This is a genomic window from Streptomyces sp. AB3(2024) (genome assembly GCF_041862025.1).
Taxonomy (GTDB): Bacteria; Actinomycetota; Actinomycetes; order Streptomycetales; family Streptomycetaceae; genus Streptomyces.
The window spans coordinates 24,233-38,841 of sequence record NZ_JBGWAB010000014.1; the positions used below are offsets into that span (position 1 = coordinate 24,233).

The window sequence follows — 14,609 nt, forward strand, 5'->3', positions numbered from 1 at the left end:
CGCGGTCGGTGAAGTACCCGGCCGATCATGACCTGTTCTAGGGTCGGCGTCATGAGTACGCAGAACCCGACACTTGAGTCACTCCTGTCGCAGCTCGCCCGACGCGATGCCGTGCGGCAGGCCGAGAAGGACCTGAAGGCGCTCGGATCCGAAGGGATCGGCGCCCTGTTGGAGATACGGCGGAGCGGGCCGGGTGCCTTGCGCCGCCATGCGCTGCACGCGCTGGCGGCGATCGGTGCCGGGGACGAGCTGAGTGACCGGGACCGGCGGGCGCTGGAGCGTCTGGTCCGGATCAAGCTGCCGACCGACCGGCCGCTGGACTACCACTGCCCGTTCCTGTGGCTCGCCGTGCCGGCGGCCACGTACGAGGGCGTCTTCGACGCCTTGGGACTGCACGATCGCATCCCCGCGACCATGGCCATGGGAATGTCGGCGGTGGAGCACGACACGGCCGTGACGGCCGGCCCCGACGGCGAGGAGACGACCGTCCACCGGGCTTTCGTCACGCCCGAGTTCCAGGGTTGGCGGATGGTGTTCGGCGGCCCGGTGTCCGGCTGCGTCGAGGAGGAGGTCCTGGCCCGGGTCAGCGCGCACTGCGGGCAGGCCCACTTCTACTTCCGCGACGCCTACGACGACGAGCACGGCTGGGCCATCGCCGAGCAGGGCCGGGTCATCCGCTCGTACCGGACCTACCGCGAACCGGCATGGACGGGAGACCCGTTGCCCTGGGAGGTCCCCCAGACGGAGGACGAAGGCTGGGAACCCGGCCTGTACGAACCGAACGCCTCCTGCGAGGCGAACGCCAACGAAGTGGCGCAAACGGTGACCGTCGACCCGGAGCAGATCGACGAGGACACCCCCATGAGCGGTCACGGCTGGCTGGCCGTCACCGCTCCCGGCGTCGGGAACGGACCGTTCCCCGGAGCCCTGGAGATCTGACACCCGCCCGGCGGCCCGGCGGTCCCCACCGGGCCGCCGGGGCTCAGCCGGCCTGGACCGTGACCGTGCGGCCCGGGGCGACGAGCGGGGTCACGTAGGTGTACGTCACCCCGTCGATCACCTTGGTACGGGCCGGCCGGGCCACCCCGTTGACCTTCAGCGTGGGGTAGGTGCCGGGGAAGCGGGCCTCCCAGGTGTAGGAGGAGCGGCCCGAGGTGTGCGTGAGTGAGGAACGGGTCGTCCCGTCGTGGCGCAGGGAGAAGGCCGAGTCGCCGATCCGCAGGTCGTCGATCTGCAGCCAGTCCATCCCCGAGGGCAGCCGGGACCGGGTGCTCAGGGCGTGCGCGGGCGCGTCGGGGGAGACTCCCAGCAGCCCTTCGACGGTCTGGCCGAGCAGGGTGAAGGAGACCTCGGGGTAGTCCCCGTTGGTGCCCTGCTTGGTGTTCACGTGCTGGATGTCCTTGTGGTCATAGACCTCCTTCATCCACTTCCAGCCGGTGTCGGGGCGGTCGTTGCGGAAGAAGGTGTCCGGAAGGTAGGTGAGGGCCTCGATGTTGTCGGGCCGGCCCGGGCCCGAGGCCTGCTGGTCGATGTAGTCGAGATAGGCCTCCCGGCGCGGTCCCGGGTCGAGGATCTGCTTCATCGGCATGAACCAGCTGTTCTCCTTGCCCCAGCCGGTCAGGGCGCGCCCGTCCGTGGTGTAGCCGCGCACCATGTCCGCGCCCGAGCCGGTCCCGCTCCAGGTCGAGTTGAAGTAGGCCTTCAGGTCCCGGGCCTTGGCCCCGTAGCGGTCGGCGAGGGCGCGGTCCCCCTTGGCACGGGCGAGCGAGGCCATCGCCAGGTAGGCCTGGTACTGGGAGCCGATGGCGTCACCGGCCTCGGCGAGCGGTTCGCCGCTCTGTTCGTTGTAGCTGGCGGTGCCCTGGAAGATGCCCTGGCCGGTGCCTTCGGCCACCTTGACCGCCCCGTTGTCCTTGAGCCCGTCGTGCAGGGTGACGAACTCGTCGGTGGCGTGCCGGTAGAAGTTCCACAGGACGGGGTCGTCGAGGTAGGAGCGGTCGCCGCTCCAGCGGTACGCCTCCTCGGCCTTCTGCACCAGCTCGAAGGTGGCGGGCACCTCGCGGACGAAGTTCGCCGGGCTCCTGTAGTCGATCGAGAGGTAGGTCTTCGCGTCGAAGTTGATGGCCCACGCCGGGTAGTACTTGTGCTCGGGGGTGGCGGAGGCGGCGAAGGAACGGAGCATCGTCCGGTTCTCGGCGTTCAGGGAGAGCACCCCGGCGCCGGCCAGCTGGTGGGCCGTGTCGCGCGAGTAGTAGCCACTGCGGTTGGCGTAGCCGGCCCAGTAGGAGGCGGCGTAGGCGCCGGTGCCGCTGCCGCCGGTGTGGTTCTCGTCGACGTTGAGCGGGCCCTCGGTGCCCGGCAGGTGTACCCAGCTGTTGGCCTTGCGCTTGGACCAGTCGAACATCTCGACGATCTCGGGGTCGGAGGAGCTGATCTTCGGGTCCGCGGGGGAGGCGGGGGAGAGCATCACGTCGTCGGCGTTGACCCAGCCGTCCCCCGACTCGAAGGCGATCTCCAGCGTGTCGCCGGGGGCGAGGGCGATGCGGCTCAGCGTGTAGCGCCGGTAGTTCGTGGCGCCCGGCAGGGTCAGCGCGGCGGCGACCGTTCCGTTGACGCGCGCGACGTAGCGGCCGTTCGGCCCCCCGGTCGCGATCCAGGCGGATATGTCGTACGTCCCCCGGCCGGCGGCCGTCACGGTCTGGGACACCTTCATCGCGGGTCCGGCGTCCAGGTAGGCGAGGCGGGCCGCGCCGTGCGGGTAGTTCGTGGCGACTCCGGTCCCGGCGGTGAACTGCCAGCCCGCGCTTCCCTGTTCGAAGCCGGGGTTGACGACGGTGAGCGGGGCGGGCGCGGGCGGTGCGGACCGCCCCGCGGCCGGGCCCGGCGCCGCCGCCGAGGCCTGGCCCCCGAGGGCGAGCGGGGTGAGCGGGAGGAGCAGGGCGAGGGCGGACAGGAGTGACACACGGGAACGCGTCATCGGGTTCTCCCGGGTTGTGGCGGGGCGGCCGGTCTGCACGGCGCGGGGCGGGCGGCACGCTAGCAACCTCCACTGAAGGTCTGCAATGAACTTGTCAGAATTTCCTGCCGGATCAGACTGAAAGATTTCAATGAACTCTTGCAAGTCTGGGGGTGGCTGGTTACAGTCCTGGCCCATCGGCTTCCGCGACGGTGCGAGCAAGGGGTGGGTCAGACATGGAACTGGAACGTCGGAGAGTGCTGCGGATGGGCGGCGCGGTCGCCGCGGGGGCCGGGCTCACCGGCCTGACGGCCTGCTCCGGAACGGGAGCCACGGGTCAGGAGGGGGCCGCCGGGGAGAAGGACAAGGGCAGGATCTCGGTCTGGTCCTGGCAGGGGCCCGCCGCCGAAATGAAGTCCCTCGTCCCCGAGTTCAACAAGAAGTACCCCGGCATCGAGGTGACGGTCGAGGACATCGGCAATCCGGCCATCTGGGACAAGATCACCACCGGGCTCGCCGCCAACGGCCAGGGCCTCGCCGACGTCCTGCACATCGGTGTCGACTACCTGCCGGGCTACGTGGAGAAGTTCCCCGGCGGCCTCGCCGACCTCGGCCCCCTGGGCGCGAACGCCTACCGGGACGCCTTCGCGCAGGGCATGTGGCAGACGGTTTCCCCCGACGGCAAGCGCGTCAACGCCCTGCCCTGGGAAGCGAACTCGGCGGGCTTCTACTACCGCGCCGACCTCTTCGAGAAGGCCGGGGTGGACGCGGACGCCCTCCAGACCTGGGACGAGACCATCGAGGCCGGCAAGGAGATCAAGCAGAAGACCGGTGCCCACCTGCTGGGCATCGACAAGCCCGCCTCGCAGGCCGACGCCGCCAACTTCTTCCAGATGCTGCTCCAACTGCAGGGTGCCTTCTACTTCAGCCTCTCCGGGGAGATCACGCTCGACTCCCCGGAAGCCGTGAGGGCCATGACCCTCATCAAGACGATGAACGACGCCGGCCTGGTCAGCGATCTCGCGGGCGGCTGGAACACCCTGATGAGCTCCCTGAAGCAGGGGACCGCGGCCGTCCTGCCCATGCCCACCTGGTTCGGCGGCATCATCCAGGAACAGGTCCCCGAGGAAGCGGGGAAGTGGAAGGTCAGGCTTCCCCCGGCCGTACGCCGGGGCGGTTCCACCGCGGCCACGGTCAACTCCACCCACCTCGCCGTCGCGGGCGCCGGCAAGCACCAGGCCGCGGCCTGGTCCTTCGTCGAGTTCGTCCTCACCCGTCCGGCCTCCCAGGTGCAGATCTACAAGGGCAAGGGCATCGCCCCCGCCCTGATGAAGGCGTACGACGACGCGGTCTTCCACGAGCCGTCCCCCTTCTTCGGCGGCCAGAAGAAGGGCGAGGTCTTCCTGGAGGCCCTCAAGGCCCCCTCGCCCGCCTTCAACTACACCGCCGACTACGCCCGCGCCCTCAAGCTCGTCACCGATGCCCAGTCCAAGGTGCTGCTGGGCGGCGCCGATCCGGCGAAGGTGCTCAGGGAAGCCGCCGACCAGCTCGGCCGGCAGACCGGGCGCAAGGTCCGCCGGTGACCGTCACGCTCACCGGCGGCACACCCCGGGCCGTCGCCTCCCCGGGGACGGCCCCCCGGCCCCGGCCCCGACGGCGCGTGGCACCGTACCTCTTCGTCCTCCCCGCGCTGCTGCTCTTCGCCGTCTTCAAGATCTACCCCATCGGCCGGTCCTTCGTGATCAGCCTGCACAAGACCGTCGGCGGGACCGAGCGGTTCGTCGGCGCCGACAACTACACTCGCCTGATGGGCGATCCGCTGTTCTGGACCGCCCTGAAGAACACCGCGGTGATCCTCGTCGTCCAGGTGCCCGTCATGCTGGCCCTCGCCACCGGGCTCGCCGTGGCCCTGAACTCCACCCTGCTGCGCGGCCGCGCGCTGTTCCGGCTGGGCTTCTTCCTGCCCATGATCACCGGCCTGGTCGCCTACGGGATCGTCTTCTCCGTCCTGCTGGGCAAGGACTACGGGCTCGTCAACTGGCTGTTGGGGCTCACGGGTCTGGACCCGGTGCCCTGGCTGACGGACCCCCTGTGGGCGAAGGTCTCCCTCGGCCTCGCGCTCACCTGGCACTACACCGGATACAACGCGGTGATCCTGCTCGCCCGCCTGCAGTCCGTGCCCGCCGAGCTGTACGACGCGGCGGCCGTGGACGGAGCCGGTGCCTGGACCTCCTTCCGCCACGTCACCCTGCCGGGCCTGCGCCCCGCGCTGCTGCTCACCACGGTGCTCTCCACCATCGGAACCCTGCAGATCTTCGACGAGCCGTACGTGCTCACCGGGGGCGGCCCGGACAACGCCACCCTGACCATCGGCGTGTACCTGTACCAGAACGCCTTCAAGTACTTCGACTTCGGATACGCGTCCGCCATCGCCTACGCCCTGGCCGTCCTCATCGGCATCCTCGGCGTGATCCAGTTCCGCTTCCTGGGGGAGAAGTCATGACGCCCGCCCGCCACCGCGGCAGGAGCATCCTGCTCACCTCCGGACTCGCCATCGCCCTCGCCGCCGTCCTGATCCCCTTCTACTGGCTCGTGGTCGGGGCCACGCACAGCTCGCGGGAGATCTTCGACAGTCCGCCGCCACTGCTGCCCGGCGGCCACCTGGCGGCCAACCTCCACACCCTCCAGGACACCGCGCAGTTCGGCCGGGTGGTCCTCAACTCCCTGTTCATCGCCGTCATCTACACCCTGTGCGCGGGAGCCGTCTGCACCCTGGCCGGCTACGGCTTCGCCAAGTACCGCTTCCGGGGCCGCGAGGCCCTGTTCGGACTGCTCATGCTCGGGCTCGTGGTGCCCGCCCAGGTCACCCTCGTACCGCTCTTCCAGATGATGGCGGGGCTCCGATGGCTGGGCACCTACCAGGCCGTGATCATGCCCAACCTGGCCCTGCCCTTCGGCATCTTCCTGATGCGCCAGTCGATGGCCGCGCTCCCCGACGAACTCCTCGACTCGGGGCGCATGGACGGCTGCGGCGAGCTGCGGCTGTTCCGGAAGGTGGTGCTCCCGCCCATGAAGCCGGCGCTGGCCGCCCTGGCGATCTTCCTCTTCCTCTACCAGTGGAACGACTTCATCTGGCCGCTGATCGTCCTGCGCGACGGCGCCACGTTCACCGTCCCCGTGGCCCTGGCCTCCCTGCAGGGCCTCGACGAAACCGACTACGGCGCGATCCTCGCCGGAACGGCCGCCGCGGCCATCCCCATGGCCCTCGTGTTCCTGGCGCTGCAGCGCCACTTCGTGTCCGGCCTGCTCGCCGGCGCCGTGAAGGAGTGACCGTGCACACCACCACCGCCTCGTCGGACTTCTCCGGGGCCGTGACCACGGCAGGGCTGACACCCGCCCGGGGCGAGCCGCTGCTCGACGGGGTCTCGCTCGCCGTCCTCGCCCACGCTCCGGGCACCGACCCCCGCTGGACCCTCGGTGAACTCTCCGGCGGGCTGCGCGTACTGGAGGTGCGGGCCGACGGCGCCCCAGTCGAGCTCCGCTTCTCCGTGGCCCTCGGTGACGCCGCCGGATACTGGCACCCCCAGGGCGGCTGGCAGCGCACCCTCCTCGCCGACTGGGAGGGCCGATCCCGGGTCTCGCTGGTCGACGGACACGCCGCCGGATGCCTCTACGACCACACGGGCGCCACCCTGCTCACCTTCGCCGCCGCCGACCCGGTGCCCGAGGCGGCCCTGCGCTTCGGGGTCTCCGAGGAGAACGACACCCATGTCGTCCACCTCCACCTGCCCGCCTCGGCGCGGGCCCACCGGATCCTGCTCGTCCCCCGATCGCCCTCGGTGGCGCGGGCCATGCGGACCCTGCGTGCCTGGTTCGGCGCCGCGACCCCGGCCGCTGTGGTGCCCGACGCGGCCCGCACGCCCGTCTACTCCACCTGGTACGCCTTCAATCAGGACGTCGACGCGGCCGCCGTCGAAACCCAGGCCGCGCTGGCCGCCGCACTCGGCTGCGGAGCGCTGATCCTCGACGACGGCTGGCAGGAGCTGGGACACGGGCGCGGCTACGCCGGCTGCGGGGACTGGGAGCCCGACCGGGCCAAGTTCCCCGACTTCGCGGGGCACGTCGCCCGGGTCCGCGATCAGGGGCTGAGCTACCTGGCATGGGTGGCGCCCCTGCTCCTCGGCCCCGAGGCCGCCTGCCACCGCCGCTGGGCGACCCGCGCGCCCGCCCCCGCCACCGTCCCCGGCGCGCACGTGCTCGACCCCCGCCGCCCAGAGGTGCGCGCGCACGTGGTCGGCCTCTGCGCCCGGCTGGTCGGCGCGTACGGGCTCGACGGACTGAAGCTCGACTTCCTCGACCAGGCCATGGTGTACGCGGGCGACGGCGCGGGGGACGTCGGACAGGCCATGGTGACCCTGCTGACGGAACTGCGCGCGGCCCTGGAATCCGTACGCCCGGGGGTGCTCCTGGAACTGCGCCAGCCCTACACGGGACCCGGTATGGCCCCCTTCGGCAACATGCTGCGCTCCTTCGACTGCCCGGCGGACGCGACCGCGAACCGGGTCCGCACCCTCGACACGGCACTGCTCGCCGTCGGCGGAGCCGTCCACTCCGACATGCTCCTGTGGTCGGCCGACGCGCCCGTGACGACGGTGGCCCGGCAGCTGATCGGGGCCCTGCACTCGGTGCCGCAGATCTCCGTACGGCTGGACCGGGTGCCCGCGGCGCACCGGGACGTGATCGGCTTCTGGCTGGCGCAGTGGAGGGGCCACCGCGAGCTGCTGCTGGACGGGGACGTGGAACCGGGCCGGCCCGACGAGCTGTACCCACTGGTGCGGGCGAGCGCCGGGGAGCACTGCCTGCTGAGCGTCCACGGCGACCGGGTCGTCCCGCTGGACTTCTCCGCGTACCGGCACTTCTGCGTGGTCAACGGCTCGGACCGGGACCGGGTGATGGTCGAGGTACTGGGCGGCGGGGGCCGGGTCCGGGGCGTGGTCCACGGGCCGGACGGCCGTATCATGGACGATCCGCCGACGTACCTGCCGGAGGGTGCACGCTCGCTCTCCGTGCCGCGCGGCGGCATGGCATCGCTCACGATCACGGAAGGACCGCGATGAAGGTCGGGATCACCGAGGTCGCAGCCCGCGCCCAGGTCAGTGAGGCGACCGTCAGCCGGGTGATCAACCGGCGCCAGGGCGTGTCGAAGAAGACCCGGGACGCGGTCGAGCAGGCCATGACGGAGCTCGGCTACGAACGGCAGGTCCAGGGCCAACTGGTCGCGGTGATCACCGAGTTCGTCTCCAACCCGTTCTTCGCCGATGTCGCCGAGCGCATCGAGTCGGCCCTCGCCCCGCACGGACTCAAGACGATCCTGTGCCCCGCCTTCCCGGGCGGAGTGCAGGAGCGGGAATTCATCTCCGCGCTCGTGGACAAGGGAGTCGCGGCCGTGGTCTTCCTGTCCGCGTCCAACACCGTCGACGGCGCCGACACCGAGACGTACGAACTGCTGCGCCAGCGCCGGGTCCCCTACGTGGGGATCAACGGCGAGTTCGCGGACGGGGTGCCCACCCCGGTCTTCTCCACCGACGACGCGCTCGCCGCCGAACTGGCCGTCGACCACCTCCACCGGATGGGTCACCGCAGGATCGGGATGGCCTCGGGCCCGGCGGGCAACCAGCCCGCCGACCGCCGGGTGCGGGGATTCCTGGAGGCCATGGCCAAGCGGGGTATCGAGGAGCCGGAGCGCTGGGTGATCCGGCAGTCCTACACGGTGGAGGGCGGCCAGGCCGCCGTCGGCCCGCTGCTCGCCCTGGGCGCCACGGCGATCGTCGCGGCGAGCGACTACATGGCCCTCGGGGCGATCCGGGGCGTCCGACGGCACGGGCGTTCGGTGCCCGGGGACGTATCGGTGGTGGGCTACGACGGCTCGGCCATCACCGAGTTCACGGATCCTCCCCTGACGACGGTGCGCCAGCCCGCCGACCGGCTGGCGCTGGAGGTGGGCCGCAGCGTACTGGCGCTGGTGAGCAACCGGGACGTGCCGACGGGGGAGCTGCTGTTCGACCCCGAACTGGTCATCCGGGCGACCACCGGTCCGGCGCCCGCGGAGCGCGTCCCCGGAGCCTGACGGCAGCGAGAACCGGTCGGAAAGCAACAGGAACACGTCGAGTGTTGTTGAGTTCTGTAGAATCATCTCTTCTAGACTGTTGATTTGCTTTGAAATCTGTTTAGTCTTGGCGAGTGAAGAAGACTCTCGCGAAACTCGCGGACGGCCGCGAACTGATCTACTTCGACACCGACGAAGGCGCCGTGCGCGATGCGCCCGATCCGCGCCCGCTGGACCGGGTGAGCAGCCACCCGCAACTGAGGCGGGACGAGGCGACCGGTGACTGGATCACCATCGCCTCCCACCGGCAGGACCGCACCTACCACCCGCCCGCCGGTGAATGCCCGCTCTGCCCCTCGCGGGACGGCCGGCTCAGCGAGATCCCGGCCGGCGACTACGAGGTTGCCGTCTTCGAGAACCGCTTCCCCTCCCTGGCGGGCGGGGCCGGACGCTGCGAGGTGGTGTGCTTCACCCCGGAGCACGGAGCCGGTTTCGCCGACCTCGCTCCGGCCGCCGCCCGCCTGGTCCTGGACGCCTGGACCGACCGCACCGCGGAGCTCTCGGCCCTCCCCGAAGTCGAGCAGGTGTACTGCTTCGAGAACCGGGGGGCCGAGATCGGGGTGACGCTCGCCCACCCGCACGGCCAGATCTACGCCTTCCCGTTCGTCACACCGCGCACCGCCAAGATGACGGCCGCCGCGACCGCACACCGTGCCGCCACCGGACGCAACCTCTTCGAGGACCTGCTGGCGGGCGCCCGCGCCGCCACCGACCGGGTGGTGACGGCCGGGGAGCACTGGACCGCCTTCGTGCCCTACGCCGCCCGCTGGCCGTACGAGGTGCACCTCTACCCGCACCGCCGCGTCCCCGATCTGACCCGCCTCACCGAGGCCGAGCGGGCCGAGTTCCCGGAGCTCTACCTGGACCTGCTGCGCCGGTTCGACCGGCTGTTCCCCGTACCGGGGCAGCCGCAGGGACCGGCCCCCACCCCGTACATCTCGGCCTGGCACCAGGCTCCCCGCACCGGAGGGGAGGAACTTGCCCTGCACCTGGAGCTGTTCACGGTGCGGCGCACTTCCGACAAGCTCAAGTTCCTCGCCGGGACGGAGTCCGGTACGGAAGCCTTCATCAACGACGTGGCCCCCGAGGAGGCCGCGCGACGACTGCGGGAGGCCCTGGCGTGAACCGGACCGCTCAGTGGGAGGACGACAGCCGGGCCGACGGCGTCGCGGACGTCTTCGCGCGGCTCTTCGCAGGGCCCCCGGACGGGATCTGGGCGGCGCCGGGGCGGGTGAACCTCATCGGTGAACACACCGACTACAACGACGGGTTCTCCCTGCCCATCGCCCTCCCGCAGAACACCCTGCTCGCCGCCCGCGCGCGTACGGACGGGCGGCTGCGGCTGCACAGCGCGCAGGGGGAGGGCGGGATCACCGAACTGTCCGTCGCCGCACTGGCCCCGGGGGCGGTGACGGGCTGGGCCGCGTACCCGGCCGGCGTGGTCTGGGCACTCGCCGAGGCGGGCCACACCGTCGGGGGAGCGGACCTCCACTTCGACAGCACGGTGCCCACCGGCGCCGGCCTCTCCTCCTCGGCGGCGCTGGAGTGCGTGGTCGCCGTCGCCTACGACGCGCTGTACGGGCTGGGGCTGCCCGGGCCCGAACTGGCCCGGATCGGCCAGCGCGCGGAGAACGCCTTCGCGGGCGTCCCCTGCGGGATCATGGACCAGATGGCCTCGATCTGCTGCACCGCCGAGGCCGCCCTCCACCTCGACGCCCGTACCCCGCGGGACCACCGGCAGGTGCCCCTGGACCTGCGGGGCCAGGGGCTGGGGCTGCTGGTGATCGACACCCGGGTCTCCCACGACCTCGCCGACGGGGCGTACGCCGCCCTGCGGGCGGGCTGCGAACGCGCGGCCGCGCTGCTCGGGCTGCCCGCCCTGCGCGACGTGGACGCCGGAGAACTGCCGAAGGTCCTGGGGGCCCTGCCGGCGGAACTCGTGCCCCTGGTGCGCCACGTCGTGACCGAGAACGTCCGGGTCGCGGAGGCCGTCTCCCGGCTGCGGGAGGGCGACGCGGCGGCCCTCGGCCCGATCCTCACCGCGGGCCACGCCTCACTGCGCGACGACTACCGGGTCTCGTGCCCGGAGACCGACCTCGCCGTGACCGCCGCGCTGGACGCCGGGGCGCTCGGCGCCCGGATGACGGGAGGGGGCTTCGGGGGCTCCGTCATCGCGCTGGTGGAAGCGGGGCGGGAGGACGCGGTGGGCGGGTCCGTCACGACCGCCTTCGGTGCGGCAGGCCACCGCCCCCCGCGCCTGTTCCCCGTCACACCGGCGGCCGGCGCGCGCCGCCTCGCGCCCGGGCACGGGACGCGGTGGTCCGCCGGGTCGGGAGGGTCGGAGTGAGGGGGCTCAGGCGGTGAAAGCGGCGCCGTCCAGGGTCCAGTGGGGATCCCGGGCGATGCCGAGCGCGGCGTAGACGTGCGCGGCGACGTCGGCGTGCCGGACGCTCGGCACGGTCGCGCCGGCGGGCAGACCGGGGCCGCACGCGGCCACCCATGCGGTGCGCTCCGGCTCGCTCCGGCCTCCGTGGCCCCCCTCCTCGCGGTGGCCGTGGTCGGTCACCACGATGACCGTCCACTGCTCCCCGGCGTGGCCGGGGCGCTCGCGCACGGCCTTGACGATCCGTCCCAGGCGGCGGTCGGCGGTCTCGATCGACCGGCGGTACTCCTGGCCGCAGCCGTGGAAATGGGCGGTCTCGTCGACGGCGCCGAGGTAGACGAAGGAGGCGTGGAGTTCCTCTCCGGAGCCCAGTACGCGCGCCGATTCGGCCGTCACGGCCTCGTCGGCCTCCTCCCAGGCCTCGGGGGTGTCCTCGCGCGGGGCGATGAAGCTCAGCCTGCTGGGGGCGGTGAAGAGCGGCCCGCCCTGCCGGGCGAGGAACAGGGGCGCCCAGCCGCCCACGGCGAAGGTGCGCCGTCCGTGTTCGAGGGCCAGGCGGGTGGTGAAGTCGGGGAAGAGGTCGAGCCGGTTGCCGTCGAGCCGGTTGCCCCACACCCCGTGTTTGGCGACGCCGACCCCGGTCACGACGGTGGTCCAGCACGGGCCGGACATGGTCGGCGTGGCGTCGTCGATGCCGACGGGCGCCAGGAAGCCCGCGCGGGCCACTTCGTCGAGGTGGGGGGTGTCCAGCTCCGGCAGCAGGTCGAGCCGTACGCCGTCGATGCCGACGACGAGGACGTGGCGGTTGTCCATATCGGTCCAGGGTGTCCGTGGGTGGGTGGGCGACGCGGTCGGGGGCGCGGTCGCGGGGCTCGTCCGAGGCGCTGTCAGGGGGTGACGCGGCGCAGCCGGATGAGCCGGCTCGCGTAGTCCCCCACGGGCAGTCGCAGGTCGATTCCGCGGTGGACCAGGAGGGCGCCGCTGTGCACCTGGTCCAGGTCCGGGTCCAGGTAGTGGGCGCCGGCGTCGAGCGCGGGCAGTGCGACGGGGGCGGACGGGTGGCCGAACCGGGCCGAGGGGCGCCAGGCGAGTACGGCGTGTTCGCCGCCGTCCTCGGCGGCGTAGTGGACGGCCGTCACCCCACCCGGCCCCTCGACGCGGTACTGGAGTCCGTACTGCACCAGCGGACGGATCCGTTTGTATTCGGCCACGAGCCCCGCGGCCTCGTCGAGTTCCTCCTCGGACCAGGTCGTCAGGTCTCCGCCGAGGCCGAGCGCGCCGGACATGGCCACGTGGAAGCGGAAGCGCAGCGGAGTGAGGCGTCCGGTGGTGACGTTGGGGCTGTCGGTGACCCACGCGGCCATGACCTGGGCGGGGAAGAGCTGGCTGAAGCCGTGCTGGATCGCGATCCGGTCGACGGGATCGGTGTTGTCGGAGGTCCACGCCTGGTCGGTGCGGGCGAGGATGCCGAGGTCGGCGCGCCCGCCGCCGCCCGCGCACGCCTCGATGCGCAGGCCCGGGTGGTCGGCGCGGAGCCGGTCCATGACGCGGTAGACGGCCCGCGTGTGGTCGATCCAGAGCCGGTCCGGATCGGGATGCCCTTCCCAGCCGGCCTCGGTGAAGGCGCGGTTGGCATCCCACTTGAGCCAGTCGACCCGGTGGTCGCGGACGACGGCGTCGAGCGTGTGGTGGGCCCAGGCCTCCACGTCGGGCCGGGCGAAGTTCAGCACCAGTTGATGGCGCAGCTCGGTCGCCTCGCGGGTGGGGGAGTGGATGACCCAGTCCGGGTGGGCGCGGTACAGCTCGCTGTCGCGGTTGACCATCTCGGGCTCCACCCACAGCCCGAACTCCATGCCGAGGCGGTGGACCTCGTCGGCGAGCGGGCGCAGTCCCCGCGGGAAGGCGTCGCGGCGCGGGACCCAGTCGCCGAGGCCCGCCCCGTCGCCCCGCCGTGCACCGAACCAGCCGTCGTCCAGTACGAAGAGTTCGGCGCCGGCCCGGGAGGCCAGGTGGGCCAGCCGGACCTGTCCGGGCTGGTCGACGCCGAAACCGGTGGCCTCCCAGGAGTTGTAGAGGACCGGCCGCTCCCGGCCGGGCTCCGGCAGCACGTGGTCGCGGACGTGGCCGTGCCAGGCGCGGCTGGCCGCGCCGAAGCCGTGCGGCGTGTAGAGGCCGGCGAACACGGGGGTGCGCAGGCTCTCGCCCGGTCGCAGCGTCCAACGCAGTCCCTCGTGCCCGAACCCGCCGGTCCAGGTGGTGCGGCCCACCGGGTCGCGGTGGAGGGTGATGCGCCAGCTTCCGCTCCAGGCCAGGGCGGTGCTCCACACCTCGCCCCGGTCTTCCGTCGCGGTGCCGTCGTCGAGCGCCAGCCAGGGGCCGGCGTGGTGGCCGGTGAGCCCCCGGCGGCTGGTGAGGACGGTCTCGGCGACGGGGAGCCGGTCGCGGTTCAGCTGGAACTCGCTGTTCCAGCCGCCGGTGAGGTGGCTGAGCCGGTAGTCGGCGAGCGCGGGGGCCGTCCAGGAGGCCGAGTCCAGCCGGTCGACGGTGATGGGCCCGGCGTCGTCGTCCGCCGCCGCGGTGTGGCTGAGCTCCACCCAGCGTTCGATGACGTCACTGCCGGGGCGGACGCGGTAACACAGCTCGGCGCGCAAGGGGTAGTGGCGGTCGTGCAGGCGCAGGCGCAACTCGCCGCCGTCGACGGTGTGTCCGGTGAACCGCCACTGGGCGCCGCTGGTCCCGTCGGCGAAGCGGACCTGGAGGCCTGCCGGGCCGAACCGCGCCCCGGTCTGCGGAGCGAGTTCGTCCGCGGCGGCGTCGGCTTCGAAGCTGCTGGCGGCGGGCGAGGCCGCGTCCGGCAGTCGGGACAGGGCCGCGGCGTCGAGCGGCGCGCCCCAGTACAGGTGCCGAGGGCTTCCGTCGAGGCCGATGCGCAGGGCGTACAGGCTGTTCGGCGTGCGGAGAAGGGCGACGTCGGAGCCGGGGTCGAAGGCGGCGAGCGGGAGCGCGGCAGGCACGAAGGGGTCTCCTGGGGTGCGGAAAGGACCACGGCCGTACGAAGGGTGGTGCGGGCGAGAGCCCCGCTGCGCCGAACGCCCCCGTACAGG

General features: G+C 72.2%; 11 protein-coding genes. 8 read left to right on the forward strand and 3 right to left on the reverse strand.

The genetic code is table 11. The annotated features are described in order from the left end of the window. Window positions 1-51: 51 nt before the first annotated feature. Window positions 52-939 (forward strand): hypothetical protein, encoded by an 888-nt coding sequence (locus tag ACEPPI_RS08810; RefSeq protein WP_373914658.1) that lies wholly within the window; start codon window positions 52-54, stop codon window positions 937-939. 43 nt (window positions 940-982) lie between these two features. Here ACEPPI_RS08810 and ACEPPI_RS08815 read toward each other — a convergent pair whose 3' ends face one another. Further along, window positions 983-2,977 (reverse strand): hypothetical protein, encoded by a 1,995-nt coding sequence (locus ACEPPI_RS08815; RefSeq protein ID WP_373914659.1) that lies wholly within the window; start codon window positions 2,975-2,977, stop codon window positions 983-985. A 215-nt stretch (window positions 2,978-3,192) separates the two neighbouring features. Between ACEPPI_RS08815 and ACEPPI_RS08820 the strand changes: the two genes are divergently transcribed. The 7 genes from ACEPPI_RS08820 to galK all read left to right on the forward strand — a co-directional run bounded on the left by ACEPPI_RS08820 (window position 3,193) and on the right by galK (window position 11,469). Continuing rightward, entirely contained in the window at window positions 3,193-4,539 is a 1,347-nt protein-coding gene (locus tag ACEPPI_RS08820; RefSeq protein WP_373914660.1) for an ABC transporter substrate-binding protein, read from the forward strand. After that, window positions 4,536-5,459 (forward strand): carbohydrate ABC transporter permease, encoded by a 924-nt coding sequence (locus tag ACEPPI_RS08825; protein WP_373914661.1) that lies wholly within the window; start codon window positions 4,536-4,538, stop codon window positions 5,457-5,459. The genes ACEPPI_RS08820 and ACEPPI_RS08825 overlap by 4 nt, the downstream gene beginning before the upstream one ends. Continuing rightward, window positions 5,456-6,286 carry a carbohydrate ABC transporter permease gene (locus tag ACEPPI_RS08830; protein WP_373914662.1) on the forward strand — a complete coding sequence of 277 codons (831 nt, stop codon included), beginning with the start codon at window positions 5,456-5,458 and terminating at the stop codon, window positions 6,284-6,286. Before ACEPPI_RS08825 ends, ACEPPI_RS08830 begins: the two co-directional genes overlap by 4 nt. Before the next feature lie 2 nt (window positions 6,287-6,288). Further along, a complete protein-coding gene (locus ACEPPI_RS08835; protein ID WP_373914663.1) occupies window positions 6,289-8,073 on the forward strand; it encodes a glycoside hydrolase family 36 protein in 1,785 nt (594 codons plus the stop codon). Continuing rightward, window positions 8,070-9,083, forward strand: coding sequence for a LacI family DNA-binding transcriptional regulator (locus ACEPPI_RS08840; protein WP_373914664.1), 1,014 nt, complete (start codon window positions 8,070-8,072; stop codon window positions 9,081-9,083). The genes ACEPPI_RS08835 and ACEPPI_RS08840 overlap by 4 nt, the downstream gene beginning before the upstream one ends. A gap of 113 nt (window positions 9,084-9,196) precedes the next feature. Next, window positions 9,197-10,246, forward strand: coding sequence for a galactose-1-phosphate uridylyltransferase (galT, locus tag ACEPPI_RS08845; RefSeq protein WP_373914665.1), 1,050 nt, complete (start codon window positions 9,197-9,199; stop codon window positions 10,244-10,246). Further along, complete coding sequence (gene galK / locus ACEPPI_RS08850; protein ID WP_373914666.1) at window positions 10,243-11,469, forward strand: galactokinase; 1,227 nt, start codon at window positions 10,243-10,245, stop codon at window positions 11,467-11,469. The genes galT and galK overlap by 4 nt, the downstream gene beginning before the upstream one ends. A gap of 6 nt (window positions 11,470-11,475) precedes the next feature. On the opposite strand, the gene ACEPPI_RS08855 is transcribed toward galK, so the two are convergent. After that, on the reverse strand, window positions 11,476-12,318 hold the full coding sequence (locus tag ACEPPI_RS08855; protein ID WP_373914667.1) for an alkaline phosphatase family protein: 843 nt from the start codon (window positions 12,316-12,318) through the stop codon (window positions 11,476-11,478). Between the two features lie 74 nt (window positions 12,319-12,392). Continuing rightward, a complete protein-coding gene (locus tag ACEPPI_RS08860) occupies window positions 12,393-14,519 on the reverse strand; it encodes an alpha-galactosidase (RefSeq protein ID WP_373914668.1) in 2,127 nt (708 codons plus the stop codon). Window positions 14,520-14,609 lie beyond the last annotated feature (90 nt).

What these genes read in the sequence shown, in the direction of transcription:
- ACEPPI_RS08820 (WP_373914660.1), top strand. Translation starts at nt 3,193, where the DNA reads ATGGAACTGGAACGTCGGAGAGTGCTGCGGATGGGCGGCGCGGTCGCC.
- ACEPPI_RS08840 (WP_373914664.1), top strand. Translation starts at nt 8,070, where the DNA reads ATGAAGGTCGGGATCACCGAGGTCGCAGCCCGCGCCCAGGTCAGTGAG.
- ACEPPI_RS08830 (WP_373914662.1), top strand. Translation starts at nt 5,456, where the DNA reads ATGACGCCCGCCCGCCACCGCGGCAGGAGCATCCTGCTCACCTCCGGA.
- ACEPPI_RS08855 (WP_373914667.1), bottom strand. Translation starts at nt 12,318, where the DNA reads ATGGACAACCGCCACGTCCTCGTCGTCGGCATCGACGGCGTACGGCTC.
- ACEPPI_RS08815 (WP_373914659.1), bottom strand. Translation starts at nt 2,977, where the DNA reads ATGACGCGTTCCCGTGTGTCACTCCTGTCCGCCCTCGCCCTGCTCCTC.
- ACEPPI_RS08810 (WP_373914658.1), top strand. Translation starts at nt 52, where the DNA reads ATGAGTACGCAGAACCCGACACTTGAGTCACTCCTGTCGCAGCTCGCC.